We start from the raw sequence: 14,527 nt of genomic DNA, 5'->3' as shown, positions 1-14,527 counted from the left end.
GCTGATCGGTCAAGCCCGATTCAGACTCAGGCCGTCACGCCCTTGGCCGTCTCCGCGTACTCTTCGATCTGGTCGAAGTTCATGTACTTGTAGATCTTGCTGCCGTCGGCATTGATCACGCCCATGTCCGCGTGGTACTCGGCCACGGTCGGGATGCGGCCTAGCTTGGAGGCGATCGCGGCCAGCTCGGCCGAGGCCAGGTAGACGTTGCTGTTCTTGCCCAAACGGTTGGGGAAGTTGCGCGTGGAGGTGGACACCACGGTGGCGCCTTCCTTGACCTGGGCCTGATTGCCCATGCACAGCGAGCAGCCCGGCATTTCCATGCGCGCACCGGCCGTGCCGAAGGTGCCGTAATGGCCTTCCTTGGTCAGCTCCTGGGCGTCCATCTTGGTCGGCGGGGCGACCCACAGCTTGACCGGGATGTCGCGCTTGCCTTCCAGCAGCTTGGAGGCGGCACGGAAGTGGCCGATGTTCGTCATGCAGGAGCCGATGAAGACCTCGTCGATCTTGGTGCCGGCCACATCGCTGAGGAACTTGGCATCGTCCGGATCATTCGGGCAGCACAGGATGGGCTCCTTGATGTCGGCCAGGTCGATCTCGATGACGTGGGCGTACTCGGCGTCGGCGTCGGCCTTCATCAGCTTGGGGTCGGCCAGCCAGGCTTCGACGGCCTGGATGCGGCGCTGCAGGGTGCGGGCGTCGGCGTAGCCGTCGGCGATCATGTTCTTCATCAGCACGATATTGCTGGTGAGGTATTCCTTGATCGGCTCGGGGTTCAGGTGCACGGTGCAGCCGGCGGCGCTGCGCTCGGCCGAGGCGTCGCTCAGCTCGAAGGCTTGCTCCACCTTCAGGTCAGGCAGGCCTTCGATCTCCAGGATGCGACCCGAGAAGGCGTTGATCTTGCCGGCCTTGGCGACGGTCAGCAGGCCTTGCTTGATGGCATACAGCGGGATCGCATGGACCAGGTCGCGCAGCGTGATGCCGGGCTGCATCTGGCCCTTGAAGCGCACCAGCACCGACTCGGGCATGTCCAGCGGCATCACGCCGGTGGCGGCACCGAAGGCCACCAGGCCGGAGCCGGCCGGGAAGGAAATGCCGATCGGGAAGCGGGTGTGGCTGTCGCCGCCGGTGCCGACGGTGTCGGGCAGCAGCAGGCGGTTCAGCCAGCTGTGGATCACGCCGTCGCCGGGGCGCAGCGAGACGCCGCCGCGGTTGCTGATGAAGGCGGGCAGCTCGCGGTGGGTCTTGACGTCGACCGGCTTCGGATAGGCGGCGGTGTGGCAGAAGCTCTGCATCACCAGATCGGCCGAGAAGCCCAGGCAGGCCAGGTCCTTCAGCTCGTCGCGGGTCATCGGGCCGGTGGTGTCCTGCGAGCCGACCGTGGTCATCTTGGGCTCGCAATAGGTGCCGGGGCGCACGCCCTGGCCTTCCGGCAGACCGACGGCGCGGCCGACCATCTTCTGTGCCAGCGTGAAGCCGGCCTGGGTGGCGGCCGGAGGCTGGGGCAGGCGGAAGCTGGTGGAGGCGGGCAGGCCCAGGAACTCGCGAGCCTTGGCGGTCAGCGAGCGGCCGATGATCAGATTGATACGGCCGCCGGCGCGAACCTCGTCGAACAGCACATCGCTCTTGAGCTGGAACTCGACCGCGACCTTGCCGTCCTTCTCGATCTTGCCCTCATAGGGGTAGATGTCGATCACATCGCCCATCTCGAAGGCCGAGACATCGACCTCGATCGGCAGTGCGCCGGAGTCTTCCTGCGTGTTGAAGAAGATAGGCGCGATCTTGCCGCCCAGCGTGACGCCGCCGAAGCGCTTGTTCGGCACGAAGGGGATGTCCTGGCCGGTGGCCCAGATCACGCTGTTGGTGGCGCTCTTGCGCGAGGAGCCGGTGCCGACCACATCGCCGACATAGGCCACCAGATGGCCCTTGCTCTTCAGCTCCTCGATGAATTTCATCGGGCCGCGCTTGCCGTCTTCCTCGGGCACGAAGGCCGCGCCGGGACGGGTGTTCTTCAGCATCGCCAGATAGTGCAGCGGGATGTCCGGGCGGCTCCAGGCATCGGGGGCCGGCGACAGATCGTCGGTATTGGTCTCGCCGGGCACCTTGAACACGGTCACGGTGATTTTCTTGGCGACTTCGGGGCGCGAGGTGAACCACTCGGCCTCGGCCCAGCTCTGCATCACGGCCTTGGCCTGCGCATTGCCGGCCTTGGCCTTCTCGGCGACATCGTTGAAGAAGTCGAACATCAGCAGGGTCTTCTTCAGGCCGGCGGCGGCGACCTCGGCCACGGCGGCATCGTCCAGCAGCTCGATCAGCGGATGGACGTTGTAGCCGCCCACCATGGTGCCCAGCAGCTCGGTGGCCTTGGCCTTGGAAATCAGTCCCACAGTCAGGTCGCCATGGGCCACGGCGGCCAGGAAGCTGGCCTTGACCTTGGCGGCGTCATCGACGCCCGGGGGCACGCGGTGCGTCAGCAGGTCCAGCAGGAACTCGCCTTCCCCGGTCGGGGGCGTCTTGATCAGCTCGATCAGCTCGGCCACCTGCTTGGCGTCCAAAGGCAGGGGCGGGATGCCCAGCGCGGCGCGCTCGGCGGTGTGTTGGCGATAGGCTTGCAACATGGCTACTCCTGGGGGGCTAGGTGGGGTCAGCGGGCGGGTCAACGTTGGGGAACGATGAGCCTCAGGCCCTTGTAGTAATCGCGGAAGAATCCTTCGTCGCGGGTGATCAGGGCTTGGCACTGCAGCAGGGCATGGGCGCCGATCAGGAAATCGGCCACCACGCGCTCGCGCTTGCCGCCACGATCGCGGTAGCGGCGCTGCATATGGCCGGCGCGCACGGCGGCGGCCTGCTGGATGGGCTCGAAGCGGATGCCGAACTCGTTGAGCGCATCCATCACCGTCTCGCGCGTATCGAGCAGGGTCTGGACCTCGGCCACGACCGCTTCGCTGATGACGACCTCGCCCTCGCTCAAGGCCTTGGCCAACACCAGCGAGGAGGCCTCGCCGTACTCGGCATCGCCGGTCAGCACGTCGACCAGCACGGAGGAGTCGACGGCGATCATGTCTCGTCCTCGCTGGGCGCGGGATAGGGGTCGCCCGGGGCGCGGCCACGCAGCGCGCGCATCGCATCATTGGTGCTGGTGAAGCCTTCGGCCAGCTTGAAACGCCCGCGCAGCTTGGCCAGCGCGTCATCGACGTTCTTGCTCAGGATGATGCGGCCGCCGTCAAGTTCGACCTTGAGCGTGGTGCCCTTGCTCAGGCCCAGCGCATCACGCACCGCCTTGGGCAGGGTGATCTGGCCGCGTTCGGCAACGGTGGCTTCCATGGCAGGGCTCCGGAGTGGGCGCCAGTATGGCGAGGAAAGTATGCATTGATTCTACATACTTTGACCTCGCCCGGGAATACCCGCGCGCCGATCAGAGCCTGCTGGGCCGGCTTCAGCTGCCGCGCTTGGCGGGGCTGGGCGCGATGCCCAGGCTGCTGGCGTCGGCTTCGACCTCCAGGCCGGAGGCTGCGGCCGATGCGGCAGCGGCGGCACGGGCGATCTTCGCGGCCTCGATCGCGGCGCGGTGCTCGGGATGCAGGCACTCGTCGACCAGGCGGCGGCCCACATGGGTGTCCATCAGCATGGACTTGTTGGCGATCTGGATCATCAGGGTGCGGCCGGTCACGTCCTCCAGGCGCAGCGCGCCGGTCGAGGACAGCACCGGCTTCATCGTGAAGGTGTCCTTTTGCCACATCACGTCCAGATAGCCAGGCTTGATATTGCGGGTGATGCTGACCGATTGCTTGAACTCGCAGTCATAGGTGCCCAGATAGGCGCGCTCGGTGGCGGCCAGCTGTTCTTCGGTGGCATCGGCCAGCGGCGGCGGGGGCGGCACCGGCTTGGCGACGGGCTTGCCACGGGGCTTGGCCGGGGCTTTCTTGCCGGCTTGCGGGTTGGCCGGCTTGGCGGCGGGAGCCGCAGGCTGGGCCATCACGGCGCCAGCGCTCGCGAGGCTGATCAGCAGGGTCAGGGTGGGAATGATTTTCATGGGTATCTCTGGGTACGGCAGGGAAGGCTCGCGCTGCAATGTAGCCGCATCGGCGATCGGTGCGGGTGAGCGATTGTCACCGCCACCGCCGCAGCGCTGCCCCCTGCTTTACCCCAAATGGGCGGCGTCGCCGAAGTAGGCCTGCTCGACTTCGATCGGCAGGGTCTGGCCGGTGCGGTGAGCGCGCTCCAGCAACTGCCAGAAATAGCGGTAGCTGGCACGGTCGTGCAAATGGTCGCGGTACTGGATCGGCGCCCAATGGGCCGCCTGGGCGGCATGGATGATGTCGATGGCCTCGTCGATCTCGGCCACGCTGGGGGCGAAGGCGTCGATGATGGGTTGGATCTGGCTCGGGTGGATGCTCCACATGCGCGTGTAGCCGAACTCGCGGGCGGCGCGCCGCGCGGCTTCCTCGATGGCCGCGACCTTCTTGAACTCGGTGACGACGCAGTGCGACGGTGTCTTGCCGAAGCCATGGGCGGCGGCGGCGATCTCGAGCTTGGCTCGCACCACCAGCGGATGGCTGAACTGGCCCTGCAAGCTCATGCCCTGACGCGGGATCGTGCCGCGATGGGCCGAGACGAAGTCCATCAGGCCGAAGGACAGCGACTCGATGCGCGGATGGGCGGCGATCTGCTGCACCTCGCGCAGCGCGCCGTGGGTCTCGATCAGCACATGGACGGGCAGCGGGCGGCTGATGCCGTGGCGGGCCAGGCTGGCATCGATGAAGGCGCAGGCTTGCTCGACATCTTTGATGCCGCGCGGCTTGGGCACCATCAGATAGGCCAGCTTTGCACCGGCGCCGGCGATCAGGCCGTCGACATCGGCCTCGAAGGCGGGATGATCCAGCGGATGGACGCGGGCGCCGACACGGCCGAACCGGTTGTTCGCACTGTGGAGCATCGCGAGCACCAGCTGCACATGCTCGGCCTCGCCGCCTATCGGTGCGCCGTCCTCGCAGTCCAGCGTGATGTCAAACACCGGGCCCATCTCGGCCTGCAGCTCCAGGCTCTTGCTCATGCGGGCCTCGACGCCGCAGTAGTGGTCGACCACGGGCAGGGCGGTGGCGGCATCGCCTTCCTCGAACAGGGCCAGGCGGGGGTGGGGTGCGGTGGTCACGATGGCGGTCTCAATGAAAAAGGGCCGGCAAAAGCCGACCCTTGGTTTTGCTCAAGCGAGTGTCGCTCAAGCGCGAGGTTCAGAGTAGGTGCTTGACGCCCGCCTGCTCTTCCAGCAGCTCGTTCAGGGTCTTGTTGATGCACTCCTGCGAGAAGGCATCGATCTCCAGGCCGTCGACGATCTTGTATTCGCCGTTCTCGCAGGTGACCGGGTAGCCGAACATCACTTCCTTCGGAATGCCGTACTCGCCGCCCGAGGGGATGCCCATCGTGACCCACTTGCCATTGGTGCCCAGGGCCCAGTCGCGCATATGGTCGATCGCGGCATTGGCGGCCGAGGCGGCCGAGGACAGGCCGCGGGCCGCGATGATGGCGGCGCCGCGCTTGCCCACGGTGGGCAGGAAGGTTTCGCGGTTCCAGGCCTCGTCATTGATCATGGCCTTGACCGAGGCGCCGCCGATGGTGGCGAAGCGGTAGTCGGCGTACATGGTCGGCGAGTGGTTGCCCCAGACGGCCAGCTTCTCGATCTCGGCGACCGGCTTGCCGGTCTTGGCGGCCAGCTGCGAGGCGGCGCGGTTGTGATCCAGGCGCAGCATCGCGGTGAAGTTCTTGGCCGGCAGGTCCGGGGCCGACTTCATCGCGATATAGGCATTGGTATTGGCCGGGTTGCCGACCACCAGCACCTTGACATTGCGCGAGGCCACGGCGTTCAGCGCCTTGCCCTGGGCGGTGAAGATGGCGCCGTTGATCGACAGCAGCTCCGAGCGCTCCATGCCCGGGCCGCGCGGACGCGAGCCGACCAGCAGCGCGTAGTCGGTGTCCTTGAAGGCGGTCATCGGGTCGCTGTGGGCCTCGATGCCCACCAGCAGCGGGAAGGCGCAATCCTGCAGCTCCATGATCACGCCCTTCAGCGCGTTCTGGGCCTTCTCGTCAGGGATCTCCAGCAGCTGCAGGATCACCGGCTGGTCCTTGCCCAGCATTTCGCCGGAGGCGATGCGGAACAGCAGGGCGTAGCCGATCTGGCCGGCGGCACCGGTGACGGCGACGCGAACGGGTTTCTTTGTGCTCATGTGAAAGCTCCGGGGTAATGACGAAATATGGGGTTGTTCCATGCCCGCAGGGGTGCCGGAAGACAAGCTCCAGCGTTCCGGCGAGTGCCGCGCAAGTGTAGGACAGTCCAAGGGCTTACCCGGCTGGACTGGCGGCCTGCGATGCCATAGCGCGCGATTATGCGATGTTTTCCGGATTTCTTGTTCGCGTCTTATGTCTTATAGAAGATATCACTCAACTTTGATGGACGAATGGCCCCGACCTGTGCTGCAATGCCGGCCATGTCGACCGCCCTCCCGCTGTCCGGCGAATCCGCACGCCCGGACGCCGGCCCCTCCTTCAGTCCGCTGTACCGCCAGATCAAGGGGCTGATCATCGCCAGCCTGCAGGCCGGCGAGTGGAAGGCGGGCGAGGCGATCCCCAGCGAGATCGAGCTGGCGACGCGTTTCGGCGTCAGCCAGGGCACGGTGCGCAAGGCCATCGACGAGCTGGCGGCCGACAATCTGCTGGTGCGTCGTCAGGGCAAGGGCACCTTTGTCGCGACCCATGCCGAGCAGAAGATCCAGTACCGCTTTCTGCGCCTGATGCCCGACGAGGGCCAGGAAGCGCTGGGTCGCCAGCTGCTGGACTGCAAGCGCCAGCGCGCGCCGGCCTGGATCGCCAAGCAGCTGCAGATGCGTGCCGGCGACCCGATGGTCGAGGTGCGTCGGCTGCTGCACAGCAAGAACCACCCGGTGGTGCTGGACGATATCTGGCTGCCCGGCGCCCTGTTCAAGGGGCTGACGGCCGAACGGCTGGAGAAGCACCGCGGGCCGTTCTACGGCCTGTTCGAGGCCGAGTTCGGCGTGCACATGATTCGCGCCCAGGAACAGATCCGTGCGGTCGCGGCCGATGCCGAGGCCGCTGCGCTGCTGCAGGTGGCGCCGGGCACGCCGCTGCTGAGCGTCGAGCGCCTGTCCTTCACCTATGGTGACAAGCCGGTCGAGCTGCGGCGCGGCCTCTATAACACCGCCTCACACTTTTACCGCAATGAGCTGAACTAATCCTTGCGCGTTGCGTAGCGCGCACTGTCGCCGCAGAGGTCCTGCTGCATTGCAATAAAATCCTCGGGTTTCATGTTGATTACATAAGGTTGGGTATGACAAGCACCACCAACGGTACCGCCAAGAAAAGACCGGTCTATCGCAACATCAATATCTTTACCGATGTGCGAACCTACCGGCTGCCGCCGGCCGGCTTTGTGTCCATCCTGCACCGGGTCAGCGGTCTGCTGATGTTCCTGCTCTTGCCCTTCATCATCTGGATGTTCGACAACAGCCTGACATCCGAGATCTCCTACGACGCCTTCACCAACGCCTTTGTGGCCGGCATCGGCTTTGTGCCGGCCTGGTTCGTCAAGCTGGTGGTGCTGGGCCTGGCCTGGGCCTATCTGCATCACTTCATCGCCGGCGTGCGCCATCTGTGGATGGATGCGACGCACAGCGTCAGCAAGGAGCAGGGCCATTCGTCGGCGGTGTTCACGCTGGCCGCCAGCGTGCTGCTGACGGCGGCCGTCGCGGCCAAGCTCTTCGGCCTGTACTGAACGCGAGGTTAAAACAATGAGTACTTTTGGTTCCAAGCGCATCGTCGTGGGTGCGCACTACGGTCTGCGCGACTGGCTGGCCCAGCGCATCACGGCCGTTTTGATGGCCTTGTTCACCGTCGTGCTGCTGGTGCAGTTCCTGATGCCCGGCGAGCTGGGCTATGACCACTGGGCAGCGATCTTCTCGTCGCAGTGGATGAAGGTGCTGACCTTTGTCGTGATCATCTCGCTGGCCTACCACGCGTGGGTGGGCATGCGCGATATCTGGATGGACTATGTGCAGCCCGTCGGCGCGCGCCTGTGCCTGCAGGTGTTCACCCTGGTGTGGCTGGTGGGTTGCGCCGGCTGGGCGATCCAAGTGTTGTGGAGACTGTGATGACGGTGGCAAATTCGATTCCTAAGCGCAAGTTTGATGTCGTGATCGTCGGTGCCGGCGGCTCCGGCATGCGCGCCTCCTTGCAGCTCTCGCTGGCCGGCCTCAATGTGGCCGTGCTGTCCAAGGTTTTTCCGACCCGCTCGCACACCGTGGCCGCCCAGGGCGGCATCGGCGCCAGCCTGGGAAATATGTCGGAAGACAACTGGCACTACCACTTCTTCGACACCGTCAAGGGCTCGGACTGGCTGGGTGACCAGGACGCGATCGAGTTCATGTGCCGCGAGGCGCCCAAGGTTGTCTACGAGCTTGAGCATTTCGGCATGCCCTTCGATCGCAATGCCGACGGCACGATCTATCAGCGCCCCTTCGGCGGCCACACCGCCAACTACGGCGAGAAGCCGGTGCAGCGCGCCTGCGCGGCGGCCGACCGGACCGGCCACGCGATGCTGCACACGCTGTACCAGCAGAACGTCAAGGCCAAGACGCAGTTCTTCGTCGAATGGATGGCGCTGGACCTGATTCGCGACGCCGAGGGCGATGTGGTGGGCGTGACCGCGCTGGAGATGGAGACCGGCGAGGTCCACATCCTGCAGGCCAAGACCGTGCTGCTGGCCACCGGCGGGGCAGGGCGCATCTTCGCCGCCTCGACCAATGCCTTCATCAACACCGGCGACGGCCTGGGCATGGCGGCGCGTGCTGGCATCCCGCTGGAAGACATGGAGTTCTGGCAGTTCCACCCGACCGGCGTGCACAACGCCGGCGTGCTGCTGACCGAAGGCTGCCGTGGCGAAGGCGCGATCCTGCGCAACAGCAATGGCGAGCGTTTCATGGAACGCTATGCGCCGACCCTGAAGGACCTGGCACCGCGCGACTTCGTTTCGCGCTGCATGGACCAGGAAATCAAGGAAGGGCGTGGCTGCGGTCCGAACAAGGACTACATCCAGCTGGACATGACCCATCTGGGCGGCGACACCATCATGAAGCGCCTGCCTTCGGTGTTCGAGATCGGCCACAACTTCGCCAATGTCGACATCACCAAGGAACCGATCCCGGTGGTGCCGACCATCCACTACCAGATGGGTGGCATCCCGACCAATATCCATGGCCAGGTGGTCGTGCCCAAGGACGGCAAGCCCAATGCGGTGATCAACGGCCTGTACGCGGTGGGCGAGTGCGCCTGCGTCAGCGTGCACGGCGCGAACCGCCTGGGCACCAACTCGCTGCTCGACCTGCTGGTGTTCGGCCGTGCGGCCGGCAACCACATCGTCGACGCCGGCCTGAAGACTAAAGCGCACAAGGATCTGCCGGCCGATGCGGCCGACCGCTCGCTGGCCCGCCTGGCCCGCCTGGACGCCAGCACCAGCGGCGAGTATGCGCAGGATGTGGCCAACGATCTGCGGGCCGCGATGCAGCAGCATGCCGGCGTGTTCCGCACCCAGGCCATGCTCAACGAGGGCGTGGCCAAGGTGGCCGAGATCGCCAAGCGCGTGGCCAACATCACGCTGAAGGACAAGTCCAAGGTCTTCAACACCGCCCGCATCGAGGCGCTGGAGGTCGAGAACCTGATCGAGGCGGCCCAGGCCACCATCGTCTCCGCAGCGGCCCGCACCGAGAGCCGCGGCGCCCACACGGTGGACGACTACGGCGACACGCCCGCCCATCCGAATGGTCGCAACGACGAGCAGTGGATGAAGCACACGCTGTGGTACTCGGAAGGCAACCGCCTGGACTACAAGCCGGTCAACTTGAAGCCGCTGACGGCCGAGTCGATTCCGCCCAAGGTCCGTACGTTCTAAGAGGTAAATCACTATGACCAAGCGTACTTTTCAGATCTACCGCTACGACCCGGACAAGGATGCCAAGCCCTATATGCAGACCCTCGAGGTCGAGCTGGACGGCTCTGAGCGCATGCTGCTGGATGCCCTGAACAAGCTCAAGGCCGTCGATCCCAGCCTGAGCTTCCGTCGCAGCTGCCGCGAGGGCGTCTGCGGCTCGGATGCGATGAACATCAACGGCAAGAACGGTCTGGCCTGCCTGACGAATATGCGTACCCTGCCGGGCACCATCGTCTTGAAGCCGCTGCCGGGCCTGCCGGTCGTGCGCGACCTGATCGTCGACATGACGCAGTTCTTCAAGCAGTACAACTCGATCAAGCCCTATCTGGTCAACGACACGCCGCTGCCCGACAAGGAGCGTCTGCAGTTCCCCGAAGAGCGCGAAGAGCTCAACGGCCTGTACGAGTGCATCCTGTGCGCCAGCTGTTCGACCAGCTGCCCCAGCTTCTGGTGGAACCCGGACAAGTTCGTCGGCCCCGCCGGCCTGCTGCAGGCCTACCGCTTCATCGCCGACAGCCGCGACGAGGCCACCGGCGAGCGTCTGGACAATCTGGAAGATCCGTACCGCCTGTTCCGCTGCCACACCATCATGAACTGCGTCGATGTCTGCCCGAAGGGGCTGAACCCGACGAAGGCCATCGGCAAGATCAAGGAATTGATGGTCCGGCGCGCCGTCTGACGATGCCCGGCCCCGCTCAGTCATGACCGCTGTCAACACCCTGATCGACGAGAGAGCCCTCTCCAAGCTGCGCTGGCGCTGCCGGCGTGGTCTGCTGGAGAATGATCTCTTCATCGAGCGCTTCTTCGCTCGATACGACCGCAGTCTGACCGAGCATCAGGCCGAGGGCCTGCGCGTGCTGATGGAGCTGTCCGACAACGATTTGTTGGACCTGTTCCTGTGCCGCAAGCAGCCCGAAGGCGAACTCGATCGCGCCGATGTGCAAGAGGTCCTGGCCCTGCTCAGGACCGCCCCCTGAATCCCCAAGAAGTCATAAGGAACGCCCATGACCCCGTCTGACGTCAAAGCCACCCTGTCGTTCTCCGATGGCAGCCCGCAAATGGATCTGCCGCTGTACAAGGGCACGATAGGCCCGGATGTGATCGACATCCGCAAGCTGTACGCGCAGACGGGCAAGTTCACTTACGACCCCGGCTTCCTGTCGACCGCTTCGTGCAACTCGACCATCACCTATATCGATGGCGACAAGGGCGAGCTGCTGTATCGCGGCTACCCGATCGAGCAGCTGGCCACCAGCTGCGACTACCTCGAAACCTGCTATCTGCTGCTGTACGGAGAGCTGCCCAACCCGACGCAGAAGGAAGACTTCGTCGCCCGCGTGACCAACCACACCATGGTCAACGAGCAGATGCAATTCTTCCTGCGCGGCTTCCGCCGCGACGCGCATCCGATGGCCGTGATGACCGGCCTGGTCGGTGCGATGTCGGCCTTCTATCACGACTCGACCGACATCAATAACCCCGAGCACCGCGAGATCGCTGCGATCCGCCTGATCGCGAAGATGCCGACCCTGGTTGCGATGGCCTACAAGTACACCGTCGGCCAGCCCTATATCTATCCGAAGAACGACCTGAGCTACGCCGGCAACTTCATGCGCATGATGTTTGCCACGCCCTGCGAGGACTACAAGCCCAACGACGTGCTGGTGCGCGCGATGGACCGCATCTTCACGCTGCATGCCGACCACGAGCAGAACGCGTCGACCTCGACCGTGCGCCTGTGCGGCTCCTCGGGCACCAACCCCTTTGCGGCCATCGCGGCCGGCGTGGCCTGCCTGTGGGGCCCGGCTCACGGCGGCGCCAACGAGGCGGCACTGAACATGCTGGGCGACATCCAGAAGCAGGGTGGCGTCGCCAAGATCGGCGAGTTCATCAAGCAGGTCAAGGACAAGAACAGCGGCGTCAAGCTGATGGGCTTCGGTCACCGGGTCTACAAGAACTACGACCCGCGCGCCAAGCTGATGCGCGAAACCTGTCACGAGGTGCTGGACGAGCTGGGTCTGCACAACGACCCGATGTTCAAGCTGGCGATGGAGCTGGAAAAGATCGCGCTGGAAGACGAGTACTTCGTCGCCCGCAAGCTCTACCCGAACGTCGACTTCTACTCCGGCATCGTGCAGCGCGCCATCGGCATCCCGGTGCCGCTGTTCACTGCGATCTTCGCGCTGGCCCGCACGGTCGGCTGGATCGCCCAGCTCAACGAAATGATCGGTGACCCCGAGTACAAGATCGGCCGCCCGCGCCAGCTCTTCGTCGGCTCGACCTCGCGCGACGTCAAGCCGATCGCGCAACGCTGATCGATCCCGCGCGGGCCGCTTGCCCGCCGGCTCTTGCCAAACCCGCCCGGCCTTCAGGCCCGGCGGGTTTTTTGATACCCGGGCCGCCAAAGCAGGGAAAGCCCGAGGCCGCTATGCCCGGATATTTGCGCAAACAGCGCTGCCGGCCTGCCGTCAGGCTGCTGGTTTCAGCTATGCTTTGTGGCTGGCAAACGTTTGCCACTGTGTAGCCATTGATGATGGAAAGCGCTGAGTCCTTGTGAGCACGATCAAAGATGTTGCGGCCCTGGCGGGGGTCTCGTTCACCACCGTCTCCCATGTGCTGAACGACACCCGGCCGGTCAGTGCCGATGCGCGGCGCCGGGTGCTGGCGGCGGTCGAGGAGATCGGCTATCTGCCCAGCGCGGTGGCGCGCTCTTTGCGCAAAAGCGAGACCAAGATCGTCGGCGTGCTGGTGCCCAACGTCAACAATCCCTTCTTCGCCGAGCTGGTCTGCGGCGTCGAGGAATGCTGCCGGCTGGCCGGCTACTCGGTGTTCCTGTGCAACTCCGACAACGACCCGAAACGCCAGCAGCAGTACATGCGCACACTGCTGGAAAAACGCATCGACGGGCTCTTGCTGTCCTCGGCCGGCGATGCCGCATCGCTGGCCCGCATCTTCAAGCTGGCCACCGTTCCCTCGGTGACGGTGGACCGCCTGGTGCCGGGCGCGCGTGCCGACCGGGTCAGCGTCAACAATGCCGACGGCGCCTACAAGGCGGTTAAGCATCTGCTGGACCTCGGCCACCGCCGCATCGCCTGCATCAGCGGGCCGGCCGAGTTCGAGGTGACCGCGGAGCGGGTCGACGGCTGGCGCCGTGCCCAGCTTGATCGCGGCATCACACCCGATGAGAGCCTGCTGATCGAAAGCGACTTCAGCAGCGCCGGCGGCTACGAGGCGGCGCGTCGCCTGCTGCGCGCGCAGGCCGGCATCACGGCGCTGTTCGCCAGCAATGACATGATGGCCCTGGGCGCGCTGCGCGCGGCCGCCGAATCGGGGCTCAAGGTGCCGCAGCAGCTCTCCATTGTCGGCTTCGACGATATCGAGCTGAGCGGCTTCGTCTACCCGGCGCTGACCACGGTGGGCTGCTCGATCAAGGAGCTCGGCCGCGAAGCCGCCCGGGTGCTGGTGGACCGCATCGAGAACCCGGCGGCGCCGCTGAAGGATGTGCTGCTGACACCGCGTCTGGTGGTGCGCGAAAGCACCTCCGCGCCGCAGCGACTGGGCTGAGAGAACACAAAAGGGAAGAAGTTTCATGACGCAGCGCGCAAATGCAGCCCCCCAGGTGGTGGTGGTCGGCAGCATCAATATGGACATGGTCTCGCATTCCCGGCGTCTGCCCGGACCCGGCGAGACCCTGATGGGCGAGGCCTTTGTGATGGCGCCCGGTGGCAAGGGCGCCAACCAGGCAGTGGCAGCGGCCCGGCTGGGCGCGCCGGTGGCTTTTGTTTCGCGGGTCGGCACGCGCCAGCATGGCGCGGAGCTGCTGGCCGCGCTGGCCGAGGAGGGCATCACAACCTCCGGCGTGGTCGCCGATGCGGCGGCGCTGCCCGGCGTCGCCGTCATCATGGTGGCCAGCGAGGGCGGAGAGAACTCCATCGTCTATGTGCCCGGCAGCAATGCCCAGCTCAGCGCGGCCGATGTGCAGGCCAGCGCCGTGCTGCTGCAGTCGGCCCAGGTCGTCGTGGCTCAGCTGGAGGTGCCGGTGCCGGCCATCACCCAGGCCTTCGAGCTGGCCCGCGCGGCCGGTGTCACGACGATTCTGAACGCGGCACCGGCCCTGCCGGTCGGCGATGCCTTGCTGGCCCTGAGCAACTGGTTGATCGTCAACGAGACCGAGGCCGGCCAGCTCGCGGGCATGGCCAGCGGCAGCGTCGATCAGGCGGCTGCTGCGGCGCTGGCGCTGCTGCAGCGCGGCCCGCAGCAGGTGCTGGTGACGCTGGGCGCGCAAGGCGTGCTGCTGTGCGGCGCGGCCGGAGTCCAGCATCTGCCGGCCCGGGTCGTCAAGGCGGTCGACACCGTCGGTGCCGGCGACACCTTTGTCGGCGGCCTGGCCGCCGGTCTGGCCGAGGGCCTGAGCGCGGCCGATGCGGTGCGCCTGGGCCAGGCGGCGGCGGCCATTGCGGTCAGCCGCAGCGGCGTGCAGTCGGCGATGCCGCGTCGCGCCGAAATCACTCTTTGAACAACCGAACTGGTGCT

Annotated in this window: 15 protein-coding genes; 9 read left to right on the top strand and 6 right to left on the bottom strand. The window is 65.7% G+C overall.

Annotated elements, in window-relative coordinates; genetic code table 11:
• Nucleotides 1-26: 26 nt before the first annotated feature.
• From acnB to ABGI63_RS18030, 6 genes are all read right to left on the bottom strand, one after another.
• A complete protein-coding gene (gene acnB / locus ABGI63_RS18055) occupies nt 27-2,618 on the bottom strand; it encodes a bifunctional aconitate hydratase 2/2-methylisocitrate dehydratase (protein WP_349743752.1) in 2,592 nt (863 codons plus the stop codon).
• A 38-nt stretch (nt 2,619-2,656) separates the two neighbouring features.
• Complete coding sequence (locus tag ABGI63_RS18050) at nt 2,657-3,061, bottom strand: type II toxin-antitoxin system VapC family toxin (RefSeq protein WP_262973020.1); 405 nt, start codon at nt 3,059-3,061, stop codon at nt 2,657-2,659.
• Complete coding sequence (locus ABGI63_RS18045; RefSeq protein ID WP_137940657.1) at nt 3,058-3,324, bottom strand: AbrB/MazE/SpoVT family DNA-binding domain-containing protein; 267 nt, start codon at nt 3,322-3,324, stop codon at nt 3,058-3,060. Before ABGI63_RS18045 ends, ABGI63_RS18050 begins: the two co-directional genes overlap by 4 nt.
• Before the next feature lie 112 nt (nt 3,325-3,436).
• The gene (locus ABGI63_RS18040) at nt 3,437-4,033 is read right to left on the bottom strand and encodes a hypothetical protein (RefSeq protein WP_349743751.1); all 597 of its coding nucleotides are present in this window, start codon (nt 4,031-4,033) and stop codon (nt 3,437-3,439) included.
• Nucleotides 4,034-4,141: 108 nt separating this feature from the next.
• Nucleotides 4,142-5,152 carry an HpcH/HpaI aldolase/citrate lyase family protein gene (locus ABGI63_RS18035; protein ID WP_349743750.1) on the bottom strand — a complete coding sequence of 337 codons (1,011 nt, stop codon included), beginning with the start codon at nt 5,150-5,152 and terminating at the stop codon, nt 4,142-4,144.
• 79 nt (nt 5,153-5,231) lie between these two features.
• Nucleotides 5,232-6,221, bottom strand: a complete 990-nt coding sequence (locus ABGI63_RS18030) for a malate dehydrogenase (protein ID WP_349743749.1) — start codon at nt 6,219-6,221, stop codon at nt 5,232-5,234.
• A 261-nt stretch (nt 6,222-6,482) separates the two neighbouring features.
• Between ABGI63_RS18030 and ABGI63_RS18025 the strand changes: the two genes are divergently transcribed.
• From ABGI63_RS18025 to rbsK, 9 genes are all read left to right on the top strand, one after another.
• Nucleotides 6,483-7,244 (top strand): GntR family transcriptional regulator, encoded by a 762-nt coding sequence (locus ABGI63_RS18025; protein WP_349743748.1) that lies wholly within the window; start codon nt 6,483-6,485, stop codon nt 7,242-7,244.
• A gap of 95 nt (nt 7,245-7,339) precedes the next feature.
• A complete protein-coding gene (gene sdhC / locus ABGI63_RS18020; protein ID WP_349743747.1) occupies nt 7,340-7,783 on the top strand; it encodes a succinate dehydrogenase, cytochrome b556 subunit in 444 nt (147 codons plus the stop codon).
• 16 nt (nt 7,784-7,799) lie between these two features.
• Nucleotides 7,800-8,159, top strand: a complete 360-nt coding sequence (sdhD, locus tag ABGI63_RS18015) for a succinate dehydrogenase, hydrophobic membrane anchor protein (protein WP_266008263.1) — start codon at nt 7,800-7,802, stop codon at nt 8,157-8,159.
• Nucleotides 8,159-9,955, top strand: a complete 1,797-nt coding sequence (gene sdhA, locus ABGI63_RS18010) for a succinate dehydrogenase flavoprotein subunit (RefSeq protein WP_269841634.1) — start codon at nt 8,159-8,161, stop codon at nt 9,953-9,955. Before sdhD ends, sdhA begins: the two co-directional genes overlap by 1 nt.
• Before the next feature lie 13 nt (nt 9,956-9,968).
• On the top strand, nt 9,969-10,673 hold the full coding sequence (locus tag ABGI63_RS18005) for a succinate dehydrogenase iron-sulfur subunit (protein WP_137940649.1): 705 nt from the start codon (nt 9,969-9,971) through the stop codon (nt 10,671-10,673).
• Between the two features lie 22 nt (nt 10,674-10,695).
• Nucleotides 10,696-10,971: an FAD assembly factor SdhE gene (locus tag ABGI63_RS18000; RefSeq protein ID WP_137940648.1), complete on the top strand. Its 276-nt coding sequence runs from the start codon at nt 10,696-10,698 to the stop codon at nt 10,969-10,971.
• Between the two features lie 27 nt (nt 10,972-10,998).
• Nucleotides 10,999-12,309, top strand: coding sequence for a citrate synthase (gene gltA / locus ABGI63_RS17995; RefSeq protein ID WP_349743746.1), 1,311 nt, complete (start codon nt 10,999-11,001; stop codon nt 12,307-12,309).
• A gap of 238 nt (nt 12,310-12,547) precedes the next feature.
• The gene (locus tag ABGI63_RS17990) at nt 12,548-13,558 is read left to right on the top strand and encodes a LacI family DNA-binding transcriptional regulator (RefSeq protein WP_266008260.1); all 1,011 of its coding nucleotides are present in this window, start codon (nt 12,548-12,550) and stop codon (nt 13,556-13,558) included.
• Between the two features lie 25 nt (nt 13,559-13,583).
• Nucleotides 13,584-14,510, top strand: a complete 927-nt coding sequence (rbsK, locus tag ABGI63_RS17985; protein ID WP_349743745.1) for a ribokinase — start codon at nt 13,584-13,586, stop codon at nt 14,508-14,510.
• Nucleotides 14,511-14,527 lie beyond the last annotated feature (17 nt).

This window comes from Roseateles cavernae, assembly GCF_040187885.1.
Taxonomy (GTDB): domain Bacteria; phylum Pseudomonadota; class Gammaproteobacteria; order Burkholderiales; family Burkholderiaceae_C; genus Roseateles_E; species Roseateles_E cavernae.
This window is presented reverse-complemented; position numbering and strand designations above follow the sequence as displayed.